Here is a 17,702-nt window from a genome sequence, read left to right on the forward strand (position 1 = left end):
CGCCCCTCCCCCTCTCGGTCCGCGCCGGGTGCGGCTGGTCTTCGTCGGGCTGATGCTCGCGCTGCTCCTCGCCGCCCTGGAGCAGATGATCGTCGCCACCGCGCTCCCCAGGATCGTCGGTGAGCTGCACGGCCTGGACCGGATGTCCTGGGCGATCACCGCCTACCTGCTCACCGCCACCGTCGGACTGCCCGTCTACGGCAAGCTCGGCGACCTGCTGGGCCGCAAGGGCGTCTTCCAGTTCGCCATCGTGGTCTTCGTCGTCGGCTCCGCGCTCGCCGGGCGGGCGCAGACCATGGACCAGCTGATCGCCTTCCGCGCCGTGCAGGGCGTCGGCGCGGGCGGACTCATGATCGGCGTCCAGGCCATCATCGCGGACATCGTGCCGCCCCGGCAGCGCGGTCGGTTCATGGGCCTCATCGGCGCCGCCTTCGGCCTCGCCTCCGTCGCCGGACCGCTGCTCGGCGGCTACTTCACCGACCACCTGTCCTGGCGGTGGTGCTTCTACATCAACGTGCCCTTCGGCCTGCTCACCCTGGCCGTGGTCGCCGTCGTGCTGAAACTGCCCAAGCCCCGGGTCAAGGCCCGCTTCGACGTCCTGGGCACGCTGCTGCTGGCCGCCGCCTCCACCTGCCTGGTGCTGCTGACCAGCTGGGGCGGCACCGAGTACGCCTGGGACTCGCACGTCGTCCTGGGGCTCGGCGCGGGCGCCGCCGCCGCGGGCGTCCTCTTCCTCGTCGCCGAGCGCTTCGCCGCCGAACCCCTCATCCCGCTGCGGCTGTTCCGGGACTCCGTGTTCAACGTCACCGGTCTGGTCGGGCTCGTCACCGGCGTCGCGCTGTTCGGCGCCGCCAGCTACCTGCCCACCTTCCTGCAGATGGTCGACGGCGCCTCGGCCACCGAGTCCGGGCTGCTGATGCTGCCCATGATGGGCGGCGTCGTGGTGGCGTCGATCGTCTCAGGGCAGCTCATCAGCCACACCGGCCGCTACCGGATCTACCCCGTCCTCGGCAGCGCCCTGTCCGCCCTCGGCATGTGGCTGCTGTCCCGCCTGGAGGTCGACACGCCCCGGCTGCACTACAGCGTCTGGATGGCCGTCCTCGGCGCGGGCGTCGGCCTGGTGATGCCCGTCCTGGTGCTCGCCGTGCAGAACTCCGTGCGCCCCGCCGACCTCGGCACGGCGACCAGCGCCAACAACTACTTCCGGCAGATCGGCGGCAGCGTCGGCGCCGCCGTCTTCGGAACCCTGTTCGCCGACCGGCTCACCGACGCCCTGCGCCACCGCGTCCCCGCGTCCGTGGGCGGCGCCCTGCCCGACCCCGAGTCGATCACCCCGCAGGGCGTGCACGCGCTGCCGCCGGTCCTGCGCGACGCCTACGTGCGCGCGTACGCCGACGCCATGCCGCGGATCTTCCTCTACCTGGTGCCGGTGCTCGTCCTCGGCCTGCTCATCGCCTTCTTCCTCAAGGAGAAACCGCTGGTGTCCCACAACGCCCACGTGACCGACCCGGAGACCGCGCCGCCGACCGCCACCGTGCCGCGGGCCCGTTCGCCCTACGCCGCCGGTGTGCCCGTCTGCGGCACCGTGCAGCACCCCGACGGGACCGTCGTGCCCCGCGCGGCACTCACCCTGATCGACGTCGGCGGACAGCAGATCGGCCGGGGCGCGAGCGGCGACGACGGGCGGTACGCGCTGTCCACGCCGGGCACCGGGTCGTACGTCCTGATCGCCGCGGCCGGCGGGCACCAGCCGCAGGCGGTCTCGGTGACCGTCGGCGAGCGGCCCGTCGAGCTCGACGTCGTCCTCGGCGGCGCCGGACGGCTCGCGGGCACCGTGTGCACCGCCGACGGCAGCCCCGTGCGGGACGCCACCGTCACGCTGACCAACGTGCACGGCGAGGTCGTCGCCACCACCCGCAGCGGGCGCGAGGGCGGCTACGTCATCACCGAGCTGGTCGCCGGTGAGTACACGCTGGCCGCGAGCGCGCCCGCCTTCCGTCCGGCCGCGCTGCCCGTCACCGTGCACGCCTCGCGGGAGACCCGCCAGGACGTCGAGCTCGCGGGCGGCGCCGTGCTGCGCGGGACGGTGCGGGCCGGCGGCGGACGGCCCGTCGAGGACGCGCGCGTGACCCTTCTCGACGCCGCGGGCAACGTCGTGGACACGCTCACCACCGGACCCGACGGAACGTTCCGGTTCGTCGATCTGTCCTCCGGCGAGTACACCGTGATCGCGGCCGGCTACCCGCCCGTCGCCACGGTGTTGCAGGTCGCGGGCGGAGGACGCACGGAACGCGATCTTCAGCTCGGACACGAGGACTGAGCCGCAGGCAGGGGGCGCACGTCCGCGCGCCGGTGCGCCCCCGCTGAAACCAATTCCTGTGTTGCCGCACATCGTGACGGGCCGTCGCCGTACCGTGGTGCCCGGGGGAGCAGATCTTGCGGAGCCGTGGGGAGAGGGGCCTGTGCCATGGACCGTGGCACCGAAAGGGACGTACCTCCCGGCCGCGGAGCCGGGAGCGGCGCGGTGGCGGCGGACGCCGCGGCCGGCCGTGTCCCGCTGGCCGTGGTCGTGGTCGACGACGACGGCCTGGTGTCGCACTGGAGCAGAGGCGCGCGGCGGATGTTCGGCACCGCCAAGGAGGAGGCGATCGGACGGCCGGCCGTCGACCTGCTGCCCGTCTCCGGCGCCCTGCCCGACGAGGCCGACGACGCCCCCTACCGGTCGTACGCCGGCCACGACGGGCTCGGCCCCGGGCTGGAGTCCTCCCTCGACGGGCGGCTGTCCTACGCGACCGCCGGGCGCGCCCGGCTCACCGCGCCCGAACGGGACCGGGTGGACGTCCTGTGGTGGGCGTATCCGCTCGTGGGGCCGGGGCGGGAGCGGCTGCTGGTGCTCGCCGCCGACGTGGACGGGCTGCGCGGGGATCCCGGGCACGAGGACGGGGGCGCGTTCGAGCGGATCGCGCCCGCCTTCGCCCTGCACACCGACTTCCCCGGCGCCGAGGAACTGGCGCGGCGGCTGCCCGAGATCCTGCCGAGCATGAGCGTCGGCGAGAGTGCCCGGATCGTCGCGCAGGTCCTCGAACTGGGCTATCCGGTCCTGGAGTTCAGCCAGAACGACCGGGTGCCGGTCACCCCCGACTGGGGCGTGCCGCGGCGGGCCGGGCGCAGGGCGCGTCGCGAGCGGGCCGCGCGGGCCGCCGCCCGGGGCCTGCCCGTGCCGGCGGAACCCGCCGACGACGAGGGCGAGGACCTGGAGTACGCCGCCGTCCGCGAGCGCCTGGAGTTCCTCAACGAGGTCAGCGGCCGGATCGGCACCTCGCTCGACCTCGCGCGGACCATCGTCGAGGTCAGCAAGGCCGTCGTACCGCGCTTCACCGACGTGGCCTGCACCTACCTGCGGGAACAGGTCGTCGCCGGCGAGGGGTTCCCCGAGGGCGTGCCCGACACGACCACCATGTGGCACCGGGTGGCTCTGGAGCACACCGACGAACCCGGCCGCTGGGACGACGTCGTACCGGTCGGCGAGGCCATGCCGTTCCCGGCGGACACGCCGTTCTTCCAGTGCATGACCTCCGGCGAGCCGGTGCTTGTGCCGCGGATCAGCGAGGAGATGGGCCATGCCATCGCCTCGCAGTTCGAAAAGCGTGACCTCCGGCCGATGATCACCAACCGCTCCATGCTGGTCGCACCGTTGAAGGCGCGCAACGTCGTCCTCGGCTTCATGGCCTTGATGCGCCATCCCGAGCGACCCGAGTTCAACGACATGGACCGGGTCACGGGCGCCGAACTCGCCGCCCGTGCCGGCCTCGTGCTCGACAACGCGCGCATGTACACCTACCAGGAGACCGTCGCCGAGACCCTCCAGGACAGCATGCTGCCGCACATTCCGGCGCGGATGGCGGGCGGCGACATCGCCACCCGTTACCTGCCGGGCACGCTGCTCGGCCGGGTCGGCGGCGACTGGTTCGACTCGGTCAAGCTGCCCGGGGCCCGCACCGCCCTGGTCGTCGGCGACGTCATGGGGCACGGCCTGAACTCAGCGGCGATGATGGGACAGTTGCGCACCGCCGTACAGACCATGGCCGCGCTCGACCTGCCGCCCGCCCAGCTGCTGCGCAACCTCGACGACCTCGCCCAGCGGCTCGGCGACACCTACCTCGCGACCTGCCTGTACGCCGTGTACGACCCCATCGCGGGCGAGCTGCACCTCGCCAATGCGGGCCACATCCCGCCGGTCCTGGTGCGCGCCGACGGCCGCAGCGAGCTGCTGGATCTGCCCACGGGCGCGCCCATCGGCGTCGGCGGGGTGCCCTTCGAAGCGGTACGTGTGCGCGTGGCGACTGGTGACCGGCTGGTGATGTGCACTGATGGGTTGGTCGAGGTACGCGGTGAGGACATCGGCGTCGGGCTGGCCACGCTGTGCGAGTCCGCCGCCCATCCGGCCGCGTCCATGGATGACGCCTGTGACACGATCATCCGTGCGCTGAACACGCGCGGGGGCCGCAAGGACGATGTGGCCCTGCTGATGGCGCGTCTCAACGGCATCGAGCCCGAGGGCGTCGCTGAGTGGCGTCTGGCCCGCGACCCGGCCGAGGTGGGCCGGGCCCGCGCCGTGATCCGCGAACAGCTCCACGAGTGGGGCCTGGCCCGTCTCGCCGACCCCGCCGCGCTGATGGTCAGCGAGCTCGTCACCAACGCCGTACGGCACTCCCGCGGCCGCCCCGTCGAGCTGCGCCTCGTCCGCGGCGACACCCTGCTGTGCGAGGTGGAGGACGACGACCACGACCTGCCCACCTTGCTGAGCGCCGGCCCCACCGACGAGTCCGGCCGTGGCCTGCGCGTGGTCAGCACCCTGGCCCGCGCATGGGGCGCCAGCCGCACGGGCACCGGAAAAACGGTCTGGTTCGAGCAAACCCTGCCCCGCCGCTGAGGGAGGCGAGGGGGCCCGCCCCCAGCGCGGGGGCTCCCGTCCCGCGCTCACGCGTGCGCGTGGGGCATGAGGTGTGCGTCGAGCGGTTGTCGGGGCGGGGCGGGGGCAGTGCACCGTGGGCGTCCGCCGGTTTCGGCGGAACTGCTGCTGTGGCAGAGGGAGTCGGGCATGAGTGCGACGCGTCGGTACCGGCAGGTGTGGGAGGGGTTCTGGCGGGAGGCCTCCGGAGAGCCGGGGACGGTGTTCTGGGATGCCGAGCCCGCGGTGACCGCCGGGGTCCATCTGCCGCTGTTCGAGCCGTACCTGGGCGCCCCGGGACTGCCCCTGGTGGACCTGGGGTGCGGCAACGGCACCCAGACGCGTTTCCTGGCCGATCGCTTCCCGCACGTCGTGGGCGCCGACATCGCCGCGGCGGCCATCGAGCACGCCCGGCACGGCGACCCCGCCGGACAGGCCGCGTACCGGGTGCTGGACGCCGCCGACAAGAGCGAGACGGAGACCCTGCACGCCGAGCTCGGCGACGCCAACGTGTACATGCGGGGCGTGCTGCACCAGTGCGAGCCGGACGACCGGCAGACCCTCGTCGGCGGGATCGCCGCCCTCGTCGGCGAGCGCGGCCGGGCCTTCCTCGTCGAGCCGTCCGAGGCCGCCCGGCCGATCCTGGGCGGACTGGCCCAGGGCCCCGCCGGGCCGCCGCCCAAGCTCGCGCCGGTCCTCCGGCACGGCATCGCGCCCGGCGAAGTCGCCGACGACGCGGTGCCGGAGTACCTGCGCGCGGCCGGCCTCGCCGTCCTCGCAACGGGTGAAGTACCTCCCACCACGACCGAGTTCACCCCCGACGGAACCCGGATCGTGCTGCCGTCGAAGTGGTTCGTGGCCGGGCTCCCCCGGTGAGCGGCCCCGCCGCCCGGTCGCACTGCGTGTCAGTGGGACGGCGTATTGTCGCATTGACGTAGTTTGGAGGGGGGTGGGGGCTTTGACGATCCCTACAAGCTGTAGGGTTGCGTTCACCCCACCGCACCCCCCATACAGAGACGAGAGGTGGCCGTGTGACCGTCGCGCCCGAACCGGACGTCAGTGTTGTCGTCATCGTCTACAACGACGAAGAGCGGCTTCCGGCGGCTGTTGGTTCCGTCCTCGAGCAAACACTTCGCAATGTCGAGGTGGTCATCGCCGACGACTGCTCGACGGACGGCTCCCACGAGGTCGCGCAGGCGCTCGCCGCGGCCCACCCCGGCCGGGTCCGCGCGATCCGGCTCCCGGAGAACAGCGGCGGCTGCGGAGAGCCCCGCAACCAGGGCGTCAAGGCGGCCCGCGGCCGGTACGTGATGTTCCTGGACAGCGACGACACCCTCGAACGCAACGCGTGCCGCAACATGATCGAGGCCGCCGACCGCACCGGTGCCGACCTCGTCTCCGGCCTGTGCGTCCGGGTGTACGCCGACAGCCGGCACGGCAAGCGCACCCCCTGGTACCCCTGGCTGTACCGCCGCACCCGCACGCTGGACTCCGTCGCCGAGCTGCCGGACCTGCTGGTCTTCGACACCCTGTCGACCAACAAGTGCTACCGGCGCGCGTTCCTCCTCGACCACGGGCTCACCTTCCCCCGCGGCATCCACTACGAGGACCTGCTCTTCTCCGCGCAGGCCTACCTGGCCGCCCGGCGTATCACGCTGATCCCCAACACGGTCTACCACTGGAACGTCGTCGAGAAGACCGCCGTCAAGTCGATCAGCAACCGGCGTGGCGAGATCAGCAACTTCGCCGACCGGGTCGAGATCCACCGCCGTATCGACGCCATCCTGGACCGCCAGGGCCAGGACCGGCTGAAGCTGTGCAAGGACATCAAGTTCCTCAAGCACGACCTCGTGCTGTACCTGCGGGAACTGCCCTTCCTCGACGACGGCTACCGCCACCGCTTCGCCGAACTGGCCCGCGGCTACATCCAGGACTTCCCCGAGGCGGCCTACGCCGAACTCGACCGCGTCCACGCCATCTGCGCCCAGCTGCTGCTGCGCGAGGACTGGGCCGACCTGATGCCGGCCATCGACACGCTCATCAACCGGCACAAGATCTCCGCACCGCTGGCCGAGCGGGACGGCCGGATCTACTGGACCGACCGCTACCTCGACGACCCCGAGATGCGCGCCGTCCTGGACGTCACCACCCTCGGCTACCACGCCCGGCCGCTGAACCGGATGGCCCTGCGCAACAAGCTCACCGAGTACACGGCACACGACGGCGACATCGTCCTCGCGGGCGAGGTCGTCAACCCGCTGCACACCATCGCCCCGGACGCCGGGCTCAGCGCCGAGCTGGAGTTCCGCGCCCGCCGCCGCAGCCTGCAGACCTTCCGCTTCCCGGCGCCCACCCCGCGCCACCGGGGCGACACGATCGCCTGGCGGGCCGAGGTCCCGCTGGCCCGGCGGCTGAGACCACTCGGCATCGTCGACGAGGTCTGGGACGTCCGGCTGCACCTCACCGCGGACGGCAAGCGCACCACCAGCCGGCTCACGGTCGGCGCCGTCGACCTGGAACACGCCGAGCCCGTGCCCGTACGGCCCCGTCTCACCCGGCTCATGGCCGACCGGATCGAGGCCCAGGTGTCCGCCAAGGGCCACCTGGCCTTCCGGCTCACCCAGCACGGCCGGGCCGCCCGCGCCGGCCGCGCCGCCGTGGAGCGCAACCTGCACGGCCGTCCCGCGCGGGCCGTCAAGGGGGCCTACCGCACCCTGCGGGCCGTACGGCGGGACCTGAACTCCGGCACCCGCAAGCTCCAGGTCTACGACCGCATGCTGCGCAGGCTGCCCGTCCGCAAGGGCACCGTCGTCTTCGAGAGCCACCTCGGCAAGCAGTACAGCGACAGCCCGCGCGCCATCTTCGAGGAACTGCGCCGCCGCAAGGCGCCGATCACCCCCATCTGGTCGTACGCCGGTGAGCGCCCCGAAGGCTTCCCCCAGGGCGTGGAACTGGTGCGCCGCTGGTCCTGGCGCTACCTCAGGGCACTCGCCCAGGCCGAGTTCTGGATCGACAACCAGGGCTACCCGTTCAGGCTGGCCAAGCGCCCCGAGACGACGTACATCCAGACCTGGCACGGCTCCGCGCTGAAGCGGATGGGCTTCGACGAGCCCGCCCACCGGATGATGTCCGAGCCGGAGCAGCGCTCCTACCAGCAGGCCCTGGACCGCTTCGACCACTTCGTCGTCCGCAGCGAGCACGACGTACGCACCCTCGCGCGCGCGTACCGCATCCCCGAGGACAAGCTGCTGCGCACCGGCTATCCGCGCAACGACGCCCTGGTCCGCGTCCGGGAAGGCGCGCCCCTGCCCCCCGAGGCACGGCGGACGGCCGAACGGCTCGGCCTCGACCCCGGCCGGCGCGTGCTGCTGTACGCGCCCACGTTCCGCGCCCGCCCCGACGGCCGCGTACGGGACTTCGCGTTCCCCTTCGACGTCGAGGACTTCACCGCCCGCTTCGGCGACGACTACACCCTGCTCGTCCGGGCGCACTACCTGAACCGGCTCACCCTGCCCCCGTCGGTGGCGGGACGCGTGATCAACGTCAGCGCCGAACCCGACATCACCCCGCTGATGCTGCTCGCCGACGCCCTGATCACCGACTACTCCTCGGTGATGTTCGACTACGCCCTGCTCCAGCGCCCCATCGTGTTCTACGCCCACGACTGGGAGGAGTACGCCAAGGACACCCGCGGCACCTACTTCGACCTCCTCGCCGAGGCTCCGGGCCCCGTCCCGCGCACCGAGGAGGAGCTGTTCGCCGCGATCGACGACCTGAACACCGTACGGACGACGTACGAGGCGCGGCTGAAGGAGTTCGTGGACAAGTACGGCGAGTACGACCGCGGGGACGCCGCGGCACAGATCGTGGACCGTTTCTTCGGCACCGCGGGAGAGGCCCGATGACCCAGCGCGACATCTTCTTCGTGGCCAACGAGGTCAACGAGCTCGGCGGTGTGGGCCGCTGGCAGACCCAGATGGCCAGGCTGCTGGCCGCGCGCGGCCACCGGGTCACCGTCGTCGGCATCGCCCCGGCCAACCACCCGATGGACCTCGGCGACCAGCCGCCGTTCCGCACCGTGACCCTGTACGCCCGCCGCCCGCCCGGCCGGCCCAGGCCGCACCGCCTGCTCGGCCGCGTCGACCCGGCCGTGCGCCGCCACGAGACCCACCTGCGGACCGCCGCGAGCCGGCTCTCGGCGCTGTTCCAGGCCGCCCGGCCCGGCGCGATGATCGTCGTCACCCAGGTGTGGGCGATGGAGTGGGTGGCCCTCGCGGACACCGCCGGGCACCCCGTCATCGGCATGACCCACGAGTCCTTCGAAACGGCCCGCAAGTCGTCCCGCTTCGGTCGCGTGAAGAAGTACTACAAGGACGTCGACCGCCTGCTGGCCCTCACCCAGGAGGACGCCGACCGCTGGGTGGCCGAGGGCATGAACAACGTCGGCTTCATGCCCAACCCGCTGCCCTTCGCGCCCGGCACCCCCTCCCCGCGCACCGAGAAGGTCGTCACGAGCATCGGCCGGCTCTCCCACGAGAAGGGCATCGACCTGCTCCTGGACGCCTGGGCCGAGGCCGCGCCGAAGCAGCCCGGCTGGACCCTGCGCATCTACGGCAGGGGAGAGGCCGAGGCACAGCTCAGGCGGCAGTGCGCACGGCTCGGCCTGGAGGACTCCGTCGACTTCGCCGGACAGACCGACGACGTGCCCGGAGCGCTGCGCGCCTCCTCCGTCTTCGTCCAGTCCTCCCGCGGCGAGGGCTTCCCCCTGGTCCTGCTGGAGGCCATGGCGACCGGTGTGCCCTGCGTGGCGTTCGACTGCGCGCCCGGCGTCCGCGAGATCGTCACCCACGAGGAGGACGGCCTGCTCGTCCGCCCCGGCAACACCGTCGAACTCGCCCGCCACCTCGTCCGGCTGATGTCCGACGAGCACCTGCGCGACACGATGGGCGGCCAGGCCCTGCGCAGCGTCCACCGCTTCGACCCGGACGCCATCACCCGGCGCTGGGAAGCCCTCTTCGACTTCCTGGAACGCTGAAGCCCCCAGCCGGACGAAGCCGTGGGGCAACCGGCTCCGTACGGGGCGTAGCCGGTTGCCTCCGGGGCGCGTAACGTGGCACGGCATGAAGATCCTCATCAGCGCCGACATGGAGGGCGCCACCGGTGTCACCTGGCCCGCCGACGTGCTGCCGGGGACGCCGCAGTGGGAGCGGTGCCGGGCGATGTTCACCTCGGACGTCAACGCGGCCGTGCTGGGTTTCCTCGACGGGGGCGCCGACGAGGTGCTCGTCAACGAGGCGCACTGGTCCATGCGCAACCTGCTGCTGGAGCGGCTGGACGAGCGGGCGCAGATGCTCACCGGGCGGCACAAGTCGCTGTCCATGATGGAGGGCGTGCAGCACGGCGACGTGGACGGCATCGCCTTCGTCGGCTATCACGCGGGCGCCGGCATGGAGGGCGTCCTCGCCCACACCTACCTCGCCAACCAGATCACCGGGGTGTGGCTGGACGGCGTACGGGCCAGCGAGGGGCTGCTCAACGCGCACGTGGCCGCCGAGTACGGGGTGCCGGTGGTGCTGGTCACCGGCGACGACGTGGCCTGCGAGGACGCGCTCGGCTACGCGCCCGGGGCGCTGAAGGTGGCCGTCAAGGACCACGTGTCCCGGTACGCGGCCGTGTGCCGCCCGCCCGCCCGCACCGCCGCCGACATCCGGGCGGCCGCCAAGGAGGCGGCCGCCCTGGCGGTCCGTCACGAGCCCCGCGAAGCCGGCCCGTTCACCGTCGCCGTGGAGTTCGACGCCGAGCACCTGGCCATGGCCGCCACCGTCGTGCCCGGAGTGAGCCGGACCGGGGAGCGCAGGGTGGCGTACACCAGCCCCACCATGTACGAGTCGATCCGCACCTTCAAGGCGGTCACCACGATCGCCTCGGCCGCGGTGGAGGAGGAATATGGCTGACGCGCAGGCGCTGGACGAGGTCGTCGACTTCACGTCCGGCCTGATCCGCATCGACACCACCAACCGGGGCGGCGGTGACTGCCGGGAGCGCCCGGCCGCCGAGTACGCCGCCGAGCGGCTGGCCGCGGCGGGCCTGGAGCCCATACTGCTGGAGCGCACCCCGGGGCGGACCAACGTCGTCGCCCGGGTCGAGGGCACCGACCCGTCGGCGGACGCGCTGCTCGTCCACGGTCACCTGGACGTGGTGCCGGCGCGGGCCGGGGACTGGAGCGTGCACCCGTTCTCCGGCGAGGTCCGCGACGGGGTCGTGTGGGGCCGGGGCGCGGTCGACATGAAGAACATGGACGCGATGATCCTCGCCGTGGTCCGCGCCTGGGCCCGGCAGGGTCTGCGTCCCCGGCGCGACCTGGTGATCGCCTTCACCGCCGACGAGGAGGCCAGCGCCGAGGACGGCGCCGGCTTCCTCGCCGAGCGGCACGCCGAGCTGTTCGAGGGCTGCACCGAAGGCATCAGCGAATCCGGGGCATTCACCTTCCACGACGGCGCCGGCCGCCAGATCTACCCCATCGCGGCCGGTGAGCGCGGTACCGCCTGGCTGCGGCTGTCCGCGCGCGGGCGGGCGGGCCACGGCTCCCGGGTCAACCGGGAGAACGCGGTGACCCGGCTCGCCGCCGCCGTCGCCCGGATCGGTGCCCACGAGTGGCCGCTGCGGCTCACCCCGACCGTGCGCGCGGCCCTCACCGAACTCGCCGCCCTGTACGGCATCGAGGCGGACCCGCGGGACGTCGACGCGCTGCTGGACAAGCTCGGCCCCGCGGCCCGGCTGGTCGAGGCGACGCTGCGCAACAGCGCCAACCCCACCATGTTCGAGGCGGGTTACAAGATCAACGTGATCCCGGGGGAGGCCGTCGCCCACGTCGACGGACGGTATCTGCCCGGCGGCGAGGAGGAGTTCCGCGCCACCCTCGACCACCTCACCGGCCCGGACGTGGACTGGGAGTTCGAACACCGTGAGGTGGCGCTCCAGTCACCCGTCGACTCGCCCACCTTCGCGGCGATGCGGACCGCCGTCGAGGCGTTCGCGCCCGAGGGGCACGTGGTCCCGTACTGCATGGCGGGCGGCACCGACGCCAAGCAGTTCTCGCGGCTGGGCATCACCGGCTACGGGTTCTCGCCGCTGAAGCTGCCCGAGGGCTTCGACTACCACCACCTGTTCCACGGAGTCGACGAGCGCGTCCCCGTGGAGGCGCTGCACTTCGGCGTCCGCGTCCTCGACCGCTTCCTGCGGACGGCCTGACCAGTGGGGGAGAACGTGCAGAGCCTGCCGTACGGTTCCTGGCCCTCGCCCATCGACGCGGCCCTCGCCGCCGCGCACGACGGCAGACCGGAGTTCGCGGGCTTCGTCGGCGACGAGGTGTGGTGGACCGAACCGCGGCCCGCGGAGGGCGGCCGGCGGGCGCTGGTGCGACGGCGTGCCGACGGCACGGAGGAGTCCGTGCTGCCCGCGCCGTGGAACGTGCGCAGCCGTGTCATCGAGTACGGCGGCCGGCCCTGGGCCGGGGTGCTCCAGGACGGCGTGCCGCTGGTGGTGTTCGTGAACTTCGCCGACCAGCGGCTCTACCGCCACGAGCCCGGCGGCGAGCCGCGCCCCCTCACGCCCGTCTCGGCGGTGGGCGGCGGACTGCGCTGGGCGGACCCGCAGGTGCGCCCGGAGTACGGCGAAGTGTGGTGCGTGCTGGAGGAGTTCACCGGGGACGGGCCCACCGACGTACGGCGCGTCCTGGCCGCCGTACCGCTGGACGGCTCGGCGGCCGGCGACCGGGCCGCCGTGCGCGAACTCACCGACGACCGGCACCGGTTCGTCACCGGCCCCCGCCTCTCGCCCGACGGGCGGCGCGCGGTGTGGCAGGCCTGGGACCACCCGCGGATGCCGTGGGACGGCACGGAACTGGTGATGGCCGAGGTCGCCGGGGACGGCACCTTCGGCGAGCCCCGGACCCGCGGGGGCGGCCCCGGCGAATCCATCCCCCAGGCCGAATGGGCCCCGGACGGCTCACTGCTGTACGTGAGCGACCGCAGCGGCTGGTGGAACCTCTACCGCGACGGTGAGCCCCTGTGTCCCCGCGAGGAGGAGTTCGGCGGGCCGCTGTGGAAGCTGGGCGGGCGCTGGTTCGCGCCGCTGGACAGCGGGCTGATCGCGGTCGTGCACGGCCGGGGCGCCACCGCCCTCGGCATCCTCGACCCGGAGACCGGCGAGGTCGTCGACGCGGCCGGGCCCTGGACCGAGTTCGACGCCACGCTCGCGGCGCACGGCGAGAAGGTGGTGACCGTCGCCGCCAGCCCGCGCAGCGCCTACGAGGTCGTCGAGCTGGACACCAGGACCGGCCGGGCCCGGGTGGTCGGCGCCGCCCACGACGACCCGGTGGACCCCGCCCACTACCCCGAGCCGCAGATCCGCACCTTCGCCGGACCCGACGGCCGCGAGGTCCACGCCCACGTCTATCCGCCGCACAACCCCGGGTGCGTGGCGCCCGGCGCCGAGCTGCCGCCGTACGTCGTGTGGGCGCACGGCGGACCCACCAGCCGGGCGCCGCTCGTGCTCGACCTGGAGATCGCCTACTTCACCTCGCGGGGCATCGGCGTCGCCGAGGTGAACTACGGCGGCTCCACCGGGTACGGCCGGGAGTACCGCGACCGGCTGCGCGAGCAGTGGGGCGTGGTCGACGTCGAGGACTGCGCGGCCGTCGCGCTCGCCCTCGCCGAAGAGGGCACCGCCGACCGCGCCCGGCTCGCGATCCGGGGCGGCAGCGCGGGCGGCTGGACCGCGGCGGCGTCCCTGACCACGACCGACGTGTACGCCTGCGGCACGATCCTCTACCCGATTCTGGACCTGACCGGCTGGGGCACGGGGGAGACCCACGACTTCGAGTCGCGGTACCTGGAGTCCCTGGTCGGGCCGCTCGCCGAGGTGCCCGGCCGGTACGCCGAACGCTCCCCGGCCGAGCACGCCGACCGCCTCACGGCGCCGTTCCTGCTGCTGCAGGGCCTGGACGACGTGATCTGTCCGCCGGCGCAGTGCGAGCGGTTCCTGGCCCGGCTGGCGGGCCGGGGAGTGCCGCACGCGTACCTCGCCTTCGAGGGCGAGGGACACGGGTTCCGCCGGGCCGACACCATGGTCAGGGCCCTGGAGGCGGAGCTGTCGCTGTACGCTCAGGTGTTCGGCCTGGACCCGGCAGGCATCCCGACCCTGGAGCTCAGTACGTGAAGGAACTCCGCCGTCCCGCGCGGCTCACCCCCGGCGCCCGTGTGGCCGTCGTCGCGCCCAGCGGGCCCGTGCCCGAGGAGCGGCTGCAGGCCGGACTGGACCTGCTGCGCGGCTGGGACCTGGACCCGGTGGTCGCGCCGCACGTACTGGACCGGCACACCACGTTCGACTACCTGGCGGGCGCGGACGCCGACCGCGCCGCCGATCTGCAGGCCGCCTGGTGCGACCCCGCGGTGGACGCCGTGCTGTGCGCCCGGGGCGGGTACGGCGCGCAGCGCATGGCCGACCTGCTCGACTGGGAGGCCATGCGGGCGGCCGGGCCGAAGGTGTTCGTCGGCTTCAGCGACATCACCGCGCTGCACGAGGCCTTCGCCACCCGCCTGGGCCTGGTCACGCTGCACGGGCCGATGGCCGCCGGCGTCGACTTCGTCAAGAACGCCCGCGCGCAGGACCACCTCAGGGCCACCCTCTTCGCCCCCGAGAGGGTCCGCACGATCGCCTCCGGCGGCACGGCCCTCGTCCCCGGACGGGCCCGGGGCGTCACGCTCGGCGGCTGCCTGGCCCTGCTCGCCGCCGACCTCGGCACCCCGCACGCACGGCCCTCCGCCGGCGGCGGCCTGCTCTGCCTGGAGGACGTGGGCGAGGAGACGTACCGCCTGGACCGCTACCTCACCCAGCTCCTGCGCGCCGGCTGGCTCGACGGGGTCCGCGGGGTGCTCCTCGGCTCCTGGGAGAGCTGCGACACCCCCGACCGGGTCCGCGCCCTCCTCACCGACCGGATCGGCGCACTCGGCGTACCCGTCGCCCAGGACTTCGGCTTCGGCCACTGCGAGGGAGCGCTGACCATCCCCTTCGGCGTCACGGCCGAACTCGACGCCGACGCGGGTACGCTGACACTCGACGAGCCCGCCCTGCGCTGAGCGGGGGCAGGGGTACGACGCCGGGCGCGGGAGCCGCGCGTAGGCTGGCGGGATGCCGCACACCGCTTCCCGCCACCTCGCCGAGGGACCCCGCGTCGGCATCCGCCCCGTCACCCACGAGGACGGCGCCGAGTTCACCGCCCGCGTCCGGGAGAGCAGGGACCTGCACCACCCGTGGCTCTTCCCGCCGGACACGGCCGAGGCGTACACCGCCCACGTGCGGCGGCTGACCGAGGACCCGGCGAGGGCGGGCTTCCTGGTCTGCGAGAAGGACGGCGGCGCCCTCGCCGGGTTCGTCAACATCAACAACATCGTGCACGGCGCCTTCCGGTCCGGCGCGCTCGGCTACGGCGCCTTCGCGCACGCCGCCGGGCGCGGCCTGATGCGCGAGGGACTCGACCTCGTGATCGGGTACGCCTTCGGCCCGATGCGGCTGCACCGGCTGGAGATCAACGTCCAGCCCCGCAACACCGCCTCGATCGCCCTCGCCCGCGCCTGCGGCTTCCGCCTGGAGGGCTTCTCACCGGACATGCTCTTCGTCGACGGGGCCTGGCGGGACCACGAGCGCTGGGCGCTCACCGCCGAGATGCGCGCCTGACGCCGGCCCTTCCGCCCGGCTCCTTTGCGGAAACCTGACCGGTACCGCCCCTGGTCAGGTCACCGGCGAGCGGGTTCCGTGGTCGTCGTGACGACGATCCGACGTGAGGTACTGACGCTGCCCGCCGCCCCGTTGGGACCGGACAACCCGCTGCCCGCGCTGCGGCCGCTGGACGAGACGCACCGCATCGAGGAGCGCGACAAGCAGAACCTGCCGCGCGACATGGCGCGGCAGATCGGGTACGCGCCGCTGCACAGCCTGCTGCCGGCACGGGTGCGCGACGGCTACGGCAGACAGCGCGAGCCCCGGCCCGTCGACGCCCTCGTCATCGAGAACGACCGGCTGCGCGCCACCGTGCTGCCCGGTCTCGGCGGCCGGATCGCCTCCCTCCTCCACAAGCCCACCGGACGCGAACTCCTCTACCGCAACCCGGTGTTCCAGCCCGCCAACTTCGCCCTCAACGGCGCCTGGTACTCCGGCGGCATCGAGTGGAACATCGGCGCCACCGGCCATACGACCCTCTCCTGCGCACCCCTGCACGCCGCCCTCGTGCCCGCCCCGGACGGCGGCCGGATGCTGCGCCTGTGGGAGTGGGAGCGGCTGCGCGACCTGCCCTTCCAGGTCGACCTGTGGCTGCCGGAGGGCTCCGACTTCCTGCACGTCGGCGTCCGCCTCCGCAACCCGCACGAGCGGCCGGTGCCGGTCTACTGGTGGTCCAACATCGCCGTTCCCGAGGAGCACCGGGTGCTCGCCCCCGCCGAGGAGGCCTGGAACTTCGGCTACGAGCGCCGCCTGCGCCGGGTGCCCGTCCCCTTGTACGACGGCGTCGACCGCACGTACCCGCTGAACAGCACCTACCCCGCCGACTACTTCTACGAGGTGCCCGAGGGACGGCGCCGCTGGATCGCCGCGCTCGACGAGCACGGCCACGGGCTCGTGCAGACCTCCACCGACGTCCTGCGCGGCCGCAAGCTGTTCGTCTGGGGCGCCGGACCCGGCGGGCGGCGCTGGCAGCAGTGGCTCACCGAGCCCGGCACCGGCGGCTACTGCGAGATCCAGGCCGGGCTCGCCCGCACCCAGCTGGAGCACGTACGGCTGGAGGCGGACAGCGAGGTGGCCTGGCTGGAGTCCTACGGGCCGCTGGACGCGCCGCCGCCGGACGGCGCGTGGGACACCGTCGTACGGCGGACCGAGGACCGGCTCGAGGCCGCCCTGCCGCGCGCCGACGTGGAGGCCGCCTACGCCGCCTGGAGGCCGCACGCCGACACCGAACCCGGCGAGATCCTGAGCGCCGGCTCCGGTTGGGGCGCGCTCGAAGTGCTGTGCGCGGACCTGAAGCTGCCGGGCACACCGTTCCCCGACTCCACCCTCGGCGAGGACCAGGAGCCCTGGCGGGAGCTGCTGCGCTCCGGCTCCCTCCCCGAGCCGCGCCGGGCCGGGCCGCCCGGGGACACGCTCGTCGCCCCGCACTGGCGGGACATGCTGGAGACGGCGCCCGCCACCCCGCTCACCGAGTACCACCTGGGCGTGGCCCAGTGGCACGCGGGCGACCGGGCACAGGCGGTGCGCAGCTGGGAGCGGGCACTCGAACAGGCGCCGTCCGTCTGGCCGTTGCTGCGATGCCTCGCCGTGGCCGACCAGGAGGCCGGGCACCACGAGCGGGCCGCCGACCGGTACGCCGAGGCCTTCGACGACCTGTGCCGGGAGCTCCCCCACTGCCTGAACGGCGTGGGAGGTACCCCCGGCGACGAGGACGAGCAGTGGACCGCCGCCACCGCCGCGCTCGGCCGCGAGGCGATCGAGGCGCTGCTGCGCGCGGGACGCCCGGCCCCGGCGCGCGCCGTGTGGGAACGGGTGCGCCCGGAGACCCGGGCGCGCGGCCGGTTCCGGCTGCTCGAAGCCGAGTTGCTGCTCGCGGAGGGACGGCGCGAGGAGGCGCGGGCCGTCTTCGAGGAGGGGTTCGAGGTCGCCGACCTGCGGGAGGGGGACGAGCGGATCGGCCGGGTGTGGGAAC

Annotated in this window: 11 protein-coding genes; all 11 read left to right on the forward strand. The window is 73.5% G+C overall.

Annotated features, from left to right (window positions below; genetic code table 11):
• A partial coding sequence (locus C1I97_RS13595; protein WP_111003480.1) for an MFS transporter occupies positions 1-2,320 on the forward strand: 2,320 nt, incomplete at its 5' end.
• Positions 2,321-2,467: 147 nt separating this feature from the next.
• Positions 2,468-4,933, forward strand: coding sequence for an ATP-binding SpoIIE family protein phosphatase (locus C1I97_RS13600; protein WP_111003471.1), 2,466 nt, complete (start codon positions 2,468-2,470; stop codon positions 4,931-4,933).
• A 168-nt stretch (positions 4,934-5,101) separates the two neighbouring features.
• Positions 5,102-5,827 (forward strand): class I SAM-dependent methyltransferase, encoded by a 726-nt coding sequence (locus C1I97_RS13605; protein ID WP_111003472.1) that lies wholly within the window; start codon positions 5,102-5,104, stop codon positions 5,825-5,827.
• 155 nt (positions 5,828-5,982) lie between these two features.
• Complete coding sequence (locus tag C1I97_RS13610; protein ID WP_111003473.1) at positions 5,983-8,856, forward strand: bifunctional glycosyltransferase/CDP-glycerol:glycerophosphate glycerophosphotransferase; 2,874 nt, start codon at positions 5,983-5,985, stop codon at positions 8,854-8,856.
• Entirely contained in the window at positions 8,853-9,986 is a 1,134-nt protein-coding gene (locus C1I97_RS13615) for a glycosyltransferase (protein ID WP_111003474.1), read from the forward strand. The genes C1I97_RS13610 and C1I97_RS13615 overlap by 4 nt, the downstream gene beginning before the upstream one ends.
• An 85-nt stretch (positions 9,987-10,071) precedes the next feature.
• Positions 10,072-10,905, forward strand: a complete 834-nt coding sequence (locus tag C1I97_RS13620) for a M55 family metallopeptidase (protein ID WP_111003475.1) — start codon at positions 10,072-10,074, stop codon at positions 10,903-10,905.
• Positions 10,898-12,202, forward strand: a complete 1,305-nt coding sequence (locus C1I97_RS13625) for a M20/M25/M40 family metallo-hydrolase (RefSeq protein ID WP_111003476.1) — start codon at positions 10,898-10,900, stop codon at positions 12,200-12,202. The genes C1I97_RS13620 and C1I97_RS13625 overlap by 8 nt, the downstream gene beginning before the upstream one ends.
• A gap of 3 nt (positions 12,203-12,205) precedes the next feature.
• Positions 12,206-14,170 (forward strand): prolyl oligopeptidase family serine peptidase, encoded by a 1,965-nt coding sequence (locus C1I97_RS13630; RefSeq protein ID WP_441349114.1) that lies wholly within the window; start codon positions 12,206-12,208, stop codon positions 14,168-14,170.
• Positions 14,167-15,090 carry a S66 peptidase family protein gene (locus C1I97_RS13635; RefSeq protein ID WP_111003477.1) on the forward strand — a complete coding sequence of 308 codons (924 nt, stop codon included), beginning with the start codon at positions 14,167-14,169 and terminating at the stop codon, positions 15,088-15,090. The genes C1I97_RS13630 and C1I97_RS13635 overlap by 4 nt, the downstream gene beginning before the upstream one ends.
• 52 nt (positions 15,091-15,142) lie before the next feature.
• Positions 15,143-15,688 carry a GNAT family N-acetyltransferase gene (locus tag C1I97_RS13640; protein WP_111003478.1) on the forward strand — a complete coding sequence of 182 codons (546 nt, stop codon included), beginning with the start codon at positions 15,143-15,145 and terminating at the stop codon, positions 15,686-15,688.
• Positions 15,689-15,766: 78 nt separating this feature from the next.
• Positions 15,767-17,702, forward strand: a 1,936-nt coding sequence (locus C1I97_RS13645; protein ID WP_111003479.1) for a DUF5107 domain-containing protein, incomplete at its 3' end; no start/stop codon positions are given.

Origin of the sequence: Streptomyces sp. NTH33 (assembly GCF_003236365.1) — a bacterium.
Taxonomy (GTDB): Bacteria; Actinomycetota; Actinomycetes; order Streptomycetales; family Streptomycetaceae; genus Streptomyces.